Source organism: Noviherbaspirillum sp. ST9 (assembly GCF_048799745.1).
Lineage (GTDB): Bacteria > Pseudomonadota > Gammaproteobacteria > Burkholderiales > Burkholderiaceae_D > Noviherbaspirillum.
Genome location: NZ_JBLWFR010000017.1, coordinates 19,981 through 33,940, shown reverse-complemented (window position 1 = coordinate 33,940; position 13,960 = coordinate 19,981). Strand labels below are relative to the sequence as shown.

12 protein-coding genes are annotated in these 13,960 nt (G+C 63.1%); all 12 read right to left on the bottom strand.

Annotation, left to right across the window (positions count from 1 at the left end; genetic code table 11):
* Window positions 1-298: 298 nt before the first annotated feature.
* Window positions 299-607 (bottom strand): hypothetical protein, encoded by a 309-nt coding sequence (locus ACNOHI_RS24360; protein WP_420477322.1) that lies wholly within the window; start codon window positions 605-607, stop codon window positions 299-301.
* A gap of 52 nt (window positions 608-659) precedes the next feature.
* On the bottom strand, window positions 660-962 hold the full coding sequence (locus tag ACNOHI_RS24355) for a hypothetical protein (protein ID WP_420477321.1): 303 nt from the start codon (window positions 960-962) through the stop codon (window positions 660-662).
* Window positions 963-1,194: 232 nt separating this feature from the next.
* Window positions 1,195-3,726, bottom strand: coding sequence for an RNA polymerase sigma factor RpoD (gene rpoD / locus ACNOHI_RS24350; RefSeq protein WP_420477320.1), 2,532 nt, complete (start codon window positions 3,724-3,726; stop codon window positions 1,195-1,197).
* A gap of 358 nt (window positions 3,727-4,084) precedes the next feature.
* A complete protein-coding gene (locus ACNOHI_RS24345) occupies window positions 4,085-5,521 on the bottom strand; it encodes an aldehyde dehydrogenase (NADP(+)) (protein ID WP_420477319.1) in 1,437 nt (478 codons plus the stop codon).
* 21 nt (window positions 5,522-5,542) lie between these two features.
* On the bottom strand, window positions 5,543-6,883 hold the full coding sequence (gene gudD / locus ACNOHI_RS24340; RefSeq protein WP_420477318.1) for a glucarate dehydratase: 1,341 nt from the start codon (window positions 6,881-6,883) through the stop codon (window positions 5,543-5,545).
* A gap of 63 nt (window positions 6,884-6,946) precedes the next feature.
* On the bottom strand, window positions 6,947-7,909 hold the full coding sequence (locus ACNOHI_RS24335) for a Bug family tripartite tricarboxylate transporter substrate binding protein (protein ID WP_420477317.1): 963 nt from the start codon (window positions 7,907-7,909) through the stop codon (window positions 6,947-6,949).
* Window positions 7,910-7,938: 29 nt separating this feature from the next.
* A complete protein-coding gene (kdgD, locus tag ACNOHI_RS24330; RefSeq protein ID WP_420477316.1) occupies window positions 7,939-8,850 on the bottom strand; it encodes a 5-dehydro-4-deoxyglucarate dehydratase in 912 nt (303 codons plus the stop codon).
* A 149-nt stretch (window positions 8,851-8,999) separates the two neighbouring features.
* Window positions 9,000-10,067 carry a LacI family DNA-binding transcriptional regulator gene (locus tag ACNOHI_RS24325; protein WP_420477315.1) on the bottom strand — a complete coding sequence of 356 codons (1,068 nt, stop codon included), beginning with the start codon at window positions 10,065-10,067 and terminating at the stop codon, window positions 9,000-9,002.
* Between the two features lie 53 nt (window positions 10,068-10,120).
* Window positions 10,121-10,618: a hypothetical protein gene (locus tag ACNOHI_RS24320; protein ID WP_420477314.1), complete on the bottom strand. Its 498-nt coding sequence runs from the start codon at window positions 10,616-10,618 to the stop codon at window positions 10,121-10,123.
* 13 nt (window positions 10,619-10,631) lie between these two features.
* Complete coding sequence (locus ACNOHI_RS24315; RefSeq protein WP_420477313.1) at window positions 10,632-11,582, bottom strand: glycosyltransferase family 4 protein; 951 nt, start codon at window positions 11,580-11,582, stop codon at window positions 10,632-10,634.
* A gap of 213 nt (window positions 11,583-11,795) precedes the next feature.
* Window positions 11,796-12,797, bottom strand: a complete 1,002-nt coding sequence (locus ACNOHI_RS24310; RefSeq protein WP_420477312.1) for a radical SAM protein — start codon at window positions 12,795-12,797, stop codon at window positions 11,796-11,798.
* Entirely contained in the window at window positions 12,794-13,912 is a 1,119-nt protein-coding gene (locus ACNOHI_RS24305; protein ID WP_420477311.1) for a glycosyltransferase family 2 protein, read from the bottom strand. Before ACNOHI_RS24305 ends, ACNOHI_RS24310 begins: the two co-directional genes overlap by 4 nt.
* Window positions 13,913-13,960 lie beyond the last annotated feature (48 nt).

Sequence of the window (13,960 nt, the reverse complement as noted above, 5' to 3'; positions counted from 1 at the left end):
GTGTATTTCGGCCCAATTGCATTGGGCCGATTTGATGAGCGCAAGGGCGGCGAGCGTGGTTACTTGAACCTGAAGGTGTAACCCATGTGATTGAACTTTTTTGTTACCTATGTGGTTGACTCCTACAGGTCGCCTATCTTTGCTTACTTTCGTTGGCGAAGCAAAGAAAGTGAGTGGCCCGCCGGGGCCAGTCCCGGCAAGCCTCAACGGAGTGGCTACAGAACCGGGTCACCGAAGAAAAGCACAAAAGCCCTCCCCAGCAAGAGGGAGGGCTCCAGACAGTCGCGAGTAACAACAATCAGAAGTTGATGTTGTTGTTGGCAGACTGCGTCGGATTCACAGTCGAGCTGATGCCATGAGCAAACGCAACGTTATTGCCGTTGTTGTTCATCACGTTCTGCGACTGTCCGATCGACTGCGAGGCATCGAACGAGAACGAAGTCGGATGGCCCTTCGGTGCAGTCGGCACGCCATAGCCGGGCTCGCAGTAGTAGGCGGGCGTCCAGCAGGAAGGCTGCTTGTAGTAGCAACCGCCGGATACGGCAGCCATGTCGGCACGGTCGAGTTCGGTGGCGGCGGCGAGGTCTTTGATCAGCAGGGTAGTCATTTCAGGTCTCCTTGGGTGTGAATGCAAATCGGTTTGTCTGTATTTAAAACAATCAGAAGTTGATGTTGTTGTTCGCGGACTGCGTCGGGTTCACGGTCGAGGTGATACCGCTGGCGAAGGCGACGTTGTTGCCGTTGTTGTTCATGACGTTCTGCGACTGGCCAATCATCTGCGAGGCGTCGAACGAAAACTTTTGCTCCGGTGCGTAGGACGTCGGCATGCCCCAGCTCGGCGCGCAGTAGGACGGGGTCCAGCAGGACGGTGCGCCCTTGTAGTAGCCGCCGCGTACGGAAGACATGGCAGCACGGTCGAGGTCGGAAGCGATGGCGAGGTCTTTGATCATCAGAGTGGACATGGATAAATCTCCTGAGGTTGGTTTGGGTTGGAAGAGCATTTCGTTGCGCTCGACAACCCTATTGCGAGAGGTGTGCCAGCGCGTGCGAATGCCTGCGAAGATTCGCCAACTCGTTGATTAAAAAGGAGAATGCAAGAAGGATAAGACGGAAATCGCCGTCTTCGCCGTGGGCGGGGAGATGGATCAGGCCCGACACTTCATGGCGAAGTGCCGGGTTGCGAACAACAGGGGATCAGTGCTCTTCGAGGAAGGCGCGCAGTTTGTCCGCGCGCGAAGGGTGGCGCAGCTTGGCCATGGCCTTCATCTCGATCTGGCGGATGCGCTCGCGGGTGACTTCGAGCTGCTTGCCGACTTCTTCCAGCGTGTGGTCGCTGACGGCATCGAGTCCGAAGCGCATGCGCAATACCTTTTGTTCCTTCGGCGACAAGTCTTCCAGCACCTCGGAAATGGCACGTTGCATGCCGGCACGCATTGCCGCGGCTTCCGGTGACAGGGTGGCATCGTCGCTGATGAAATCGCCGAGCATGGCATCGCCGTCTTCGCCCGCCGGCGCATCGAGCGACGCGGGTTCCTTGGCGATCTTCATGACTTCTTCCACCTTTTGCGTCGACAGCCCGAGCTTTTCCGCCAGCGTCGCCACATCCGGTTCTTCGCCGGTGGCGGCGATGTTCTGGCGGATGATGCGATTCATCTTGTTGATGGTTTCGATCATGTGCACCGGGACGCGGATTGTGCGCGCCTGGTCGGCGATGGCGCGCGAGATTGCCTGGCGCACCCACCACGTCGCATAGGTCGAGAACTTGAAGCCGCGACGGTATTCGTATTTGTCCACGGCGCGCAGGAGGCCGATGTTGCCTTCCTGGATCAGGTCCAGGAATTGCAGGCCGCGATTGACATATTTCTTCGCGATCGAAATGACCAGGCGCAGGTTGGCCTGGGTCAGGTCGCGCTTGGCATTCATCGCACGGCGTTCGCCCGCGAGCAGGCGGCGGTCCACCTTGCGCAGTTCGGGCAGCGGCAGGCCGGCGCGTGTTTCCAGTTCGGCCAGCTTGACCTGCCATTCGCAGACCGCGGGCATGCGCCGCGCGAGCGCCGCACTGTAGGGATAGTTGCAATCCACTTCGCGTTGCACCCAGCCGAGATCGGTCTGGTTGTCCGGGAAGGTGGCAACGAAGCGGTCGCGCGGCATGCCGCACTGATCCACCATGATCGCGGCGATTTTCTTTTCGATCGCGCGGACTTCTTCCATCTGACTGCGCACCACGGCGCACAGCTTGTCGGCGGTTTTGACCGTAAAGCGGATGCCGAGCAGTGTCTGCGTCACCGCGTCCTGCGCGGCACGGTAGTCCTTGCCGTGCAGGCCATCGGCGTCATTGCGCATGATGTCTGCTTGCTCGGCGATAAACGCAAACTTTGCCAGGGCCAGCGTACGAAGCCGTTCCAGCTGTTCAGCGGAAACGCCGCTCTCGTCGGGCGCGGGCGCGGCGTCATCGTCCTCGTCCAGGTCGTCTTCGTCGTCGCCGTCCGCTTGCGCGGCGGCGGGAACCGCTTCTTCCAGTTCGGCCAGTCCATCGACGATGTCGTCGACGGCGGTTTTTCCGCTTTCAATGTTTGCAGCAATGGCGAGAAGCTCGCCGATCGCCGCCGGGCTGGCGGAAATCGCGCTGATCATTTCACGCTGGCCATCTTCGATGCGCTTCGCGATCTCGATCTCGCCTTCGCGGGTCAGGAGTTCAGTGCCTGCCATTTCACGCATGTACATCCGCACCGGGTCCGTGCTGCGGCCGTAGTCGCCGTCGTCGGCGAGCAGAGTGGTGGCGGCGACGGTTTCCGCGTCATCGTCGCTGGGGGCGGTGGCGACACGGTCGGACAGGAGCAGCATCGCATCGTCGGGCGCTTGGTCATAGACCGCAATGCCCATCTCTTCGATGGTGTTCAGGATGACGGGGAGGGCGTCCTGGTCGACGGCATCGTCCAGCAATTGGTCGTGGATCTCGGTCCGCGTCAGGTAGCCGCGTTCCTTGCCGAGCTTGATCAGCGCGGCAAGTTGCCGGCGGCGCTTTTCGACCGATTCACGGCTTTCCTTGGCGACGGCTGATTTCGACCCCGACGAGCGCAATTCGGCACGCTCCGCCGCGTTCCATTCCGCCACCTCGTCACTCTCCATCATGGGAGAAGACGACTTCCGTCCCGGACGCTTCGCTGCCTGCGGCGCTTCCATCATTTCCGGTGTTGCAACTGGTGCCACAATGGGGGCGCGTGCCGGTTGCACGGGTGCGGCCACGCTGGCCGTCGATGCCGGTTTGGACAGCACGCGCACCTTGCGAGCGGGCGGTGCGGCCGGCGTCTCCGGCGCGGGAACAACTGCGCTTTCTGCGCGCGACTCTTTCGCCGGCTCTGCGGGGAAGAGGCGTGACCGTTTCTTGACGATGATCGGCGCAGGGGAGGGCGGAGCCTGGAAATAGTCCTCGACAGTTTCCTCGACAGGGGCGGCCACGGGTTCCACGACTGGATCCACGACAGGATCCACGACGGATGCCACGACCGGTTCCAGATCAGGATCCGCCGATTCGGCCTCGGGACGCGTCTCCGGCTGCGGCGTCTGCACCGACAGGCGGGAGCGACGGCGTGTCACCACAGGAATCGCGGGACGCGCGGCTTCCGGGTGGAACGGCTGGTTTTGTTCGATATGTTCTGCTGCGGGTTCGGCTGCGGGCCGTGGGGCGCGCACCGACAATGTCAATGTCTTCGAAGTTTTGTTCATGGAGCAATCATCACGTCAGCCGGATCAACCTTCGCTGCGTCATATGGGCGCGCGGAGGGAAAAGCAATCGGGATTCCGGAAAACGGCGATACGCATCCCTTCGGCTGGCCGGATTGGCTTACCGGAAGTGAAAACAAATGCTGGAAGGTGCGTATTCGGCTGGAAGGAAACTCGTACTGCGAGACGGCAAAAGGATCGGCATTATAGCGAATAACGCGGGGGGGCATCAATGAACGCGTGACGCAATTGACATTGCGCAGATGCGCTATTGCGCGGATTGACGGCAGCGGGAAGTTTGGGGTATGCGCGACGCTGCCGCCCGCGCGTGAATGCGCGGTGCGTCAGGCGTTTCGCTCGATCAGCAAGGAATGCCGGCGCGCGCGGCCAGCCATGCAGGCGGATCCTGCAGGGCGACAGGCCGCAGGAAGCGGTGCATGGCCATCAAGCCAACGGAGGTGGTTTGCGGCGCCGTCGATGCCGGCCAGGGGCCGCCGTGGTGCTGGGCACGGGTTACGGCAACGCCCGTCGGGACGCCGGCAAACAGCACACGACCGGCGACGTGCATTGCAGAACGCACAACGGCGTGCGATTCGCGGTCATCCGCCTCCGCACCCCACACCGTCACGGTCAGCGTTCCACCGACCGCCTGCAGCGCTTGTTGCAACTCATGCAGCGAACCTGCCTTGATCACAATGCAGGACGGACCGAAAATTTCGTGGCGGAGTTCGGGATGGGAAATGAATTCCTGTACATCGACCTCGACCAGGTTGGGAACCGGATGTTTTTCCGCGTTTTGCTCGCCGGTCGTGAGCCGCCTCGCGGCCGCGTGGGATACCAGCCGCGCGACGCCCTCGTCGAAGGCCTTGCGAATGCCCGGCGTCAGCATCCCGTGCGGCGCCTGCGCATCCATTTCCTGTGCAAGCTGCTGCACGAAACGGTCGGTTGCTTCGCCTTGCAGCGTGAGCAGGACGCCGGGACTCGTGCAGAACTGGCCGCAGCCGAGCGCGATTGAAGCGGCCAGCGTCTTGGCAAGTTCCTGGCCTTTTTCACGCACGGCGACCGGCAGCGCAACGATCGGATTGATCGACCCAAGTTCGCCGAAGAAGGGGATGGGATTCTCGCGGCCCTGGATTTCCTTCTGCAGCGCCGTGCCACCCGCGAGGGAGCCGGTGAATGCAACGGCGGCAATGGCGGAATGCCGTACGAGATGGATGCCGACTTCCTTCGATGTGCCTTCCACCATCTCCAGCACGCCTTGGGGGACACCGGTGGCGTCGGCGACAGTGCTGGCCATGGCGAAAACCGCTCGCGACAGGCGCGGATGCGCCGGGTGAGCCTTGATCACGACGGGACATCCGGCAGCAAGCGCTGACGCGGTGTCGCCGCCGAGCACCGAGAACGCAAACGGGAAATTGCTCGCCGCGAACATGGCCACCGGGCCGAGCGGGATATTGACGCGCAGCAGGTGCGGATGTCCTGCCGGCGGCGCGCCCGGCACCGCCGGTTCGTCAATCACCTGGAAGGCTTCACCCGCATCGACCGCGTCCGCGAACGCCCGCAGCTGGAACGCGGTGCGGTCGAGCTCGCCGCTCAGCCTGGCCGGGCCAAGCGACGTTTCTTCATTGGCGAGTGCGACGAGCTGGTCGCGTTCGGCTTCCAGCCCGTCGGCGAGCCGGCGCAGGAAGCCGCTCCTGGTGGGGGCATCTGATGCCGCCCACGCGTGGGCGACCGTAGCGGCACGGGAGACAGCGCTGTCGATTTCGGCGCTGCTGGATTCACGGATGGTCTGTGACATGGTGTTCGGTGATAAAGAGAACTAGGGACGCACGAGGCAGGGCTTCTTGTTGTCGAACTTCCAGCCAGGAATCAGGAATTGCATCGCCACTGCGTCGTCGCGTGCACCCAGGCCCATGTTGAGATAGAGCTGGTGTGCTGCTTCGAGTTGCTCCATGTCGATCTCGACGCCGAGGCCCGGCTTTTTCGGCACGTCGACCATGCCGCCCTTGATCTGCAGCGGTTCCTTCGTCAGGCGCTGGCCGTCCTGCCAGATCCAGTGCGTGTCGATGGCGGTGATCTTGCCCGGCGCTGCCGCCGCAACGTGGGTGAACATCGCCAGCGAAATGTCGAAGTGGTTGTTGGAGTGCGAACCCCAGGTCAGGCCCCATTCATTGCACATCTGCGCGACGCGCACCGAACCCTGCATGGTCCAGAAGTGTGGATCGGCGAGCGGGATATCCACGGATTGCAGCTGGATCGCGTGGCCCATTTCGCGCCAGTCGGTGGCGACCATGTTGGTTGCCGTCGGCAGTCCGGTGGCGCGGCGGAATTCAGCCATGACCTCGCGGCCGGAGTAGCCGTTTTCGGCGCCGCACGGATCCTCTGCGTAGGCGAGCACATCGTGCTTGTCGCGGCACAGGCGGATCGCATCCTTGAGCAGCCAGCCGCCATTCGGGTCAAGGGTGATGCGTGCGTTCGGGAACCGTTCGGACAGGGCAGTGACGGCGGCGATTTCTTCCTCGCCGCGCAGCACGCCCCCCTTCAACTTGAAGTCGTTGAAACCGTAGCGTTCGTAGGCAGCCTCGGCAAGGCGCACGATGCTATCGGGAGACATGGCCTTCTCGTGGCGCACGCGAAACCACGCGTTGCTCGCATCCGGTTCGCTCGCATAGGGAAGATTGGTTACCTTGCGGTCGCCGATATAGAACAGGTAGCCGAGCATTTCCACGCGCTCGCGCTGCTGGCCTTCGCCGAGCAATGCGGCGACCGGCACTTCCAGGAACTGGCCCAGCAGGTCGAGCAACGCCGCCTCCAGCGCGGTCACCGCGTGGATGGTGATGCGCAGGTCGAAGGTTTGCAGGCCGCGCCCGCCCGCGTCGCGGTCCTGGAACGCCTTGCGGACGGTATTGAGGACATGCTGGTAGTTGCCGATGGTCTGGCCGACGACCAGCGACCTGGCGTCTTCCAGCGTCTGGCGAATCTTTTCGCCGCCCGGCACTTCACCCACGCCGGTCTTGCCGGACGAATCGGTGATCAGGACGATGTTGCGGGTGAAATAGGGACCGTGCGCGCCGCTCAGGTTGAGCAGCATGCTGTCGCGTCCGGCGACCGGGACGACGCGCATTTCGGTAATGACCGGGGCATTGGATGTTGCTGACATGATGAAATCCAGGATGGGGATGATTCGGGAGAGGCGGACCGGGCGTGCCGGTCCGCGCGGGGATCAGTCGAGTTCGATCTTGCCGACTTCGATCACCTGCTTCCAGCGTGCAAGTTCCTGCGCCTGGAATTTGGCGAACTCTTCCGGCGTGTTGGCGACGATCTCAAAGCCCTGGGAGGTGAGGCGGCGCTTGGTGTCAGGATCGTTCAGCGCGCCAGTGATGGCGCCCAGCAGCTTGGTCTTCACGTCGGCCGGCAAGCCCTTCGGCGCGGCGACACCCTGCCAGGAGTAGACGTCCACGTTTTTCACCCCGGCTTCAGCCAGCGTCGGCACGTTCGGCAGCAGGGCGGAACGCTTGTCGCCGGTGATCGCCAGCGCCTTCAGTTTGCCGGCGGCGATGTGGCCAGCGACAACGTTGATGTTCTGGAAGGACACATCGGCGTGTCCGCCGAGCAGGTCATTGATCGCCGGTGCGCCGCCCTTGTATGGAACATGGACGCCGCTGGTGCCTGTCTGCTGCCAGAACAGCGCCGCGGTCAGGTGGTCGGAGGAGCCGGCGCCGGAGGTGGCGAAGGTCACCTTGCCCGGATTCTTCTTCAGGTGGGCGATGAAGTCCTGCAGGTTGTTCGTGGGGAAGGCGGGCGTGGCGACCAGCACGTTCGGCGCGCGAACGGCAACGGTGAGCAGGTCGAAATCCTTCGACGGATCATAGGCAAGCTTCTTCTGCAGCACCGGGTTCACGGCGTAGACGCCGATCGATGCCACCATGAAGGTGTAGCCATCTGCCGGCGCATTCTTCACGACGCCCGCGCCGATGGCACCGGTCGCGCCGGGCTTGTTTTCGACAACCAGCGGCTGGCCGAGGGTCTGGTGCATCTTCGGGCCGAGCGCGCGGGCGATGGAGTCGGTCGAGCCGCCGGGCGGGAAGGGGACGATGGCGGTGATCGGCTTTTCCGGATAGCCGGCGGCGTAGGCATTGGTGAGGAGCGCGGCGCCGACGGCGAACGCGGAAATCAGCTTTTTCATGGGTTATCTCCTTTGGTCTCTCGTGGGATTTACTGCGGTCCAAGTCGTGCCATCAGCGCACGCAGGGCTTCTACTTCATTGGGTTTCAGGTCGGACAACGGCGGCCGGACGGGGCCGGCACTGTGGCCGATGATGGTGGCGCCTGCCTTCACGATGCTCACCGCGTAGCCCTGGCAACGATTGCGGATGTCGAGGTAAGGCAGGAAGAAATCCTTGATCAGGCGGTTGGTCGTTTCGGTATCGCCGGACGCGTGCGCGTTGTAGAACTCGATCGCAGTACGCGGGATGAAATTGAATACCGCCGAGGAATACACCGGCACGCCCATCGCCTTGTAGGCGCCTGCGAATACTTCCGCCGTCGGCAAGCCGCCGAGGTAGGCGAAACGGTCGCCAAGTTTGGTGCGAATCGCGACCATGGATTCGATATCGCCGATGCCGTCCTTGAAACCGACCAGGTTGGGGCAGCGGTCCGCGAGGATCTGCAGCGACTCCGGTGTCAGGCGGCAGGCGCCGCGGTTGTAGACGATAACGCCGAACTTTACACTGCGGCAGACGGCGTCAATGTGGGTGACCAGTCCTTCCTGCGAGGCTTCCGTCAGGTAATGGGGCAGCAGCAGGATACCTTGCGCGCCCTGGCGTTCCGCTTCCTGCGCGTACTTGATCGCCAGCGAGGTGCCGCCACCGGCGCCGGCAATGATTGGCATGCGGCCACGGCAGGTTTCGATCGCGGTGCGGATGACCTGGCTGTACTCGGAAGGCTCCAGCGAAAAGAACTCGCCGGTGCCGCCGGCGGCGAAGAGGGCGGACGCGCCGTAGGGCATCAGCCATTCCAGGCGCTCCACGTAGGGGCCGGGATTGAAGTTCAGCTGCGCGTCGAAATCGGTCAGGGGGAACGACAGCAGGCCGCTTTCGAGGACAAGTTTCAGCTCATTCGGATTCATCTGCTTACCTTTGGGAAAAATCGCGGGCGTTTCGAGCAATCCCGCTAGTGAAATCAGTTCTATCGCATCAAATGGTACCGCTACCAAAACAAATGGTAGCGGTACCAAAATGCGATGTCAAACTGTTTTTTGGGAAAGAAAAGGAGAGCTCAGGCGCTCGCGCGCTCGACGATGGCGAAGCCGACGTCGTGGATGGGAGAGGCCACGGGGCGGCCCTCGGCGCGGTCGATGATGAATTGGGCCGCCGTCCGGCCGATCTCGGTGCCGTCAATGCGCACGGTCGTCAGCGCCGGGTGCAAGTCCTTGGCAAACGCGAGGTCGCCAAAGCCAATCACGGCCATCTGGTCCGGCACGCGCAGGCCCTTTGCCTGGGCTTCCGTCAGTACACCGAGGGCAAGCAGGTCGGAACTGCAAAAGACGGCGTCGACATCCGGGTGGCGGGCGAGCAAGTCCGACAGCCCGGTGCGTCCGCTGCCGAGGGTGGTCGGGGCCGGGACAACGAACGAAGGAATCTCCTGGGTGCCGCGCTTGCACATCCCGAGCTTGATCGCGGCGTGGGCGAAGGCCTTTTGCCGGCGCGTCGCGCGTTCGTCGTCGCCGCTGATGGTGGCAACCCGCTTGCATCCGCGCCGATGGAGATATTCCGCCACTTCTGCGCCGATTTTCTCGTGCGAAAAACCGACCAGCATGTCAATCGGCGTTGGCGTCAAGTCCCAGGTCTCGACGACCGGGATGCCGCTGGCCAGCAGCCGCCGCCGGCCTTCCGCCGAACGCATGATGCCTGTCAGCACCACGCCGTCGGGACGGCGGCCGATGATGGCTTCCAGCAGCGCATCCTCGCGCGAATCCTGGTAGCCGCTCTGGCCGAGCATCAGCTGGTAGCCGCGCTGCGCGAGCGATTCCGTGAGCGACTGTACGGTTTCGAGGAAGACAGGACCGGCGATGGTTGGCACGACGGCGGCAACCAGCCTGCTCTTGTTGGACGCGAGACCGCCGGCGAGCATGTTGGGAACATAGCCGGTGCGTTCGACGGCGTCACGCACGCGCTGCAGGACTTCCGGGGAGACGGCGTTGGGCGTGTTCAGCGCGCGCGAAGCGGTGATGGGCGCGACGCCTGCCAGTTTGGCAACGTCGCGCAAGGTAATGCCGCCGGCGCCGCGGCGGCCCTTTTTCTCGCGCGGTGAGGCAATGTCGGTAACGGATGCTTTCTCATTCATGCGGCGATTTTATCACCGCGGAAATGGTACCGATACCATGTGTGTCCCGCCCGCTACTTCTTCGGCAGGAACAGCCCCTTGCCGCGTTCCTGCACGATCCCCGCCTTTGCAACCGCACGCAGGCACATTGCCACCGTCCCCGCAAATGCTTCGTCATACCAGGGATTGGCACCGCTTACCGCCACCGTGATACCGTCCACGATCGCGCTTCCCCAAAGCACCGTATCTCCCGGCTCCAGCAGGTAGGGGCGCAATTCCTGGACGAGATGGCTGTCCATTCCGGTGCGCCACGCCACACGCGCCTTGGCGCGCGCAAATCCCGCGTAGTCCGCATCCCACTTCGTTCGGTCGCCGACGGCATACTCATACAGGATTGCTTCCTCGAAGGATGCGTTGGGCGGACTCCGCAACGGATCCATCACCACGATGTAAAGGAAGCCGCTTTCACCGACTTCCTTCCATTTCATGGCCTCGTGGATCATCGGCAGGGCGAGGCCGACGGCTTTCTCGGCGGCGTGACGGTCGATCAGGTAGCTGCCTGCTTGTGACATGTTTTCTTCTCCTTTATAGCTGTGTGACGAAGCGGAAAGTCTTGTCCCAATCGTCCGCGAACCGCTCGATGCCAAAGCGTTCCAGCGCATAGCGCCGCGCGCCTTCCCCCAGTCGCCGCGCGAGATCGCGGTCCTTGACCAGCTCCTGCATGCGCGCGATGAGCGTGTCGACGTTGGTATCGATGTAGCCCGACGCGCCATTGCGGATGACCGTCGACATTTCCGTGGTGGCGAGCGCAACGATGGGCATGCCGATCATCATCGCTTCGATGACGGCGAGGCCGAGGCTGGTATAGCGGATCGGATTGAAGAAGAAGCGGTAGGGCGCGGAAAACGCTGGCAGCTGCGCATGCTCGACCTCGCCCAGTCCACCGGCCTCCTGCGCGCCCATGCCGACCAGGTCGAGCGGAATCGAGCGGCGCGCCTGTTCGAAGATGTCGCCGCCCAGCCTGCGGCCGCGCGTCCGGATGTTGTTGATCACCACCAGGCCACGGTCCAGGTCGCCGCGCCAGGCGACATCCTTCGGCACCATCACGCCGTGCTCGACCACGCGCGTGGGCGTGCGCCCGCTGTTCCACATCAGCGCATTGAAGTGCGTGACGTGCACCAGCAGCACGTCCGGATCGTCGACCGGATGCGGCATGTCCGTCGGATGCTCGCGCGGCGTATCGTGCTCGATGTAGATCCTCGGCAGGCGCCGCTGCGCCTCGCTCAGGTAGAGGTACTGGTCCTTCAGGTACTGGTCGTCGTCCTGGAACAGGATGCAGTCGAACTGCATGTCCTTGGCTTCCGATACCGGCAGGTCAATGACATTGTCGCCCCAGGGGATGTGACCGCAGCGGCCGCCGTAACCGGGAGGGCGCTCCGGCTTGGACAGCACGTAGAAATCGTGCGGCGCCTGGGTGAGGTAATAGAGGTAACTTCCGTGGGTGTGCCAGGTGAGGATCTTGAGCCGTTTGGTCATGTTTTTCCGTGGCGGACGTGTCGTCATTGTTAGAGGAAGCAGGTGCACGAAGGCGAGTACTGCTGCGTGAATTCGCGAATCACTTCCTCCGTCGTCCCCGCGAAGGCGGGGACCCGTAAGCCTGGTAATCGAGCAGACTCCCTATGGGTCCCCGCCTTCGCGGGGACGACGGGGAAAATTCATCGCCGCATCAATCAGTTGTGCCCGCAATTGTCAGAACGTGCCGGCGTATAGCGCGCAGCTGCGGCAGACTTCGGGTGGAACTGGAGAATCCAGCTGCTCGCGAAAGGCGGTGTATTCCTGATTGTTCCAGACGGCCTCCACACCGTCTTGCGCCATGTCACCGAAGTGGATCCTGTCCGGCGTCGCTACCATGCAGCAGGGCATCGCCTTGCCGTTGTAGCTGATGTACGAGCCGCGCCAAGGCCAGTCGCAACGCTTGCGGCCGGGAAGGCCGGGCGGGAAAACCTTCGGCTTCAGATTCGGCAGGCGCAGATCCACGCCGAGCGCCGTCGCCTGCGCGCGGGCCGCGCCGAAGCAGCGTTCCACGCGCTCCGTATCCTCTGCAAGAAGTGTCTGCTGGTCGATGAAGCTGCGCATCGGTGCGTAGCGCTCCGGAAGGCTGGTTTCCCCGAAGTCATGGCACAGGTGCTGGACGAAGACCGAGTGGATGCCCTCGTCATGCGCGAGCCTGACCAGCTCCGGCAATTCTTCCAGGTTCTCGCGCATCGCCACGGCGACCAGGCGCAGGTGGGGCAGGGCGCTTTCAAGACGCGCCTTCGCCTGCACCAGCCGGCGCAGGTTGCGCAGCACGCGCTCGAACCGCGCGCGAATCCGGATGACCTGGTAAGTCTCCGCCGTCGCGCCGTCGAGCGATATATGCATTGTATGCAGGCCGCTGCGCACGCACTCGTCCGCGCGCTGTTCGGTCAGCACGGTAAGGTTGGTGTTGGTGGACACCCGGATGCCGCGCTCCGCCGCGTAACGCACCATGTCGAAAAAGCGCGGGTGCAGCAGCGGTTCGCCCAATCCCTGCAACTGCAACTCCGTCATCGATGGAAACTGGTCGACGAGGCTGCGGAAGACATCCATTTCCATGAATGCGCGCGGCTGGCCCGGGCCGCCTTCGCCACGGAACTGGATCGGGCACATGCGGCAGCGCAAGTTGCACTGGCCGACCGGTTCGATCTGGACGTATTCCGGCAGCGGCGTCATAAGAGCCGCGTCCGGAACCTGACGTCGCCGACCAGGCGCCAGAAGACGGCGAGCGGCGGAATCAGCGCCGATGTGACGATCATCTCCGCAACATGTTTCGGCGCCTTGGACGTGCGTTTCAGGCGTTGCAGGCAGAAGCGCCCGGTCATGTAGAACCACAGCAGGCCGGCGAGTAGCGCGGGAGCGGTTGCGCCCGCAACGGCCAAGGCAACACAGGCGAGGAGGGCGGCGACCGTGATGTAGAAATCCCAGCGCGGTTTTGCGCGGATCTTGCGCCGGTAGAGTGTCGGATGTTTCTTGTACAGCAGTGCGTCGAACTGGACCTTCTTCACCTGCTGCAGGCTCACGCCCCAGCCAGCGGGCCGGATCGGGTGCATCATCACCGCTTTGGGCTCGTACACGATGTTGGCCTGGTAATCGAGCAGGCGGAACTGCAGGTCTGAATCCTCGCGCCAGGCAAAGCGGAAGCGCTCGTCGAATCCGCCAATGTCATCCAGCACCTGCTTGCGGCAAAAGCAATTGGCAGTAACGAACTCGGCGGTCTCCAGTTGCTTGGCATCGAGTTCATAGTCGGTCGGGGTGTGCGACAGCGGCATGACGATGCGGCCGCTCACCGCATCCACGCCGTCCTCGAAGGCGCGCACGCCATTCTTCAGCCAGTCGGCGCGGGCGATGGTGTCGTCGTCGGTAAAGGCAATGATGCCGCCGCGCGCCGCGCGCCATCCATGATTGCGTGCCGCAGCGGGGCCGTGCGGTCCCATGGATGGAATGTAGGTGATGCGTGGACCCTGTCCGGCAGTATGGGCGGCCCAACCGGCCACGACCTCGCGCGTATCGTCGTCCGGGCCATCATCCACCACGATGATTTCAAATCGCGCGGGGTCGAAGCGCTGCAGCACCAGGCTGGCCAGGCAGCGGTTGAGCAATTGCGGACGACCGCGCGTTGGAACGACCACGGTGGCGGCAACTTCGACCTCGCCCGGCCGCGCAAGCGAACCTTCTGTCCGGCGCAGGGGCGTGGGCACCGCGCCATTGCCGGAGCGGGTTTTCAAACGGGCCGCCAAGTCGGCGTGCGTGCTTCTACGGTCACGGTCGAATGCAAGAATTTTCGACATGGATACAGTCCTGGAAAACGTGACAAAAACTGAAAATATTGTCATTGG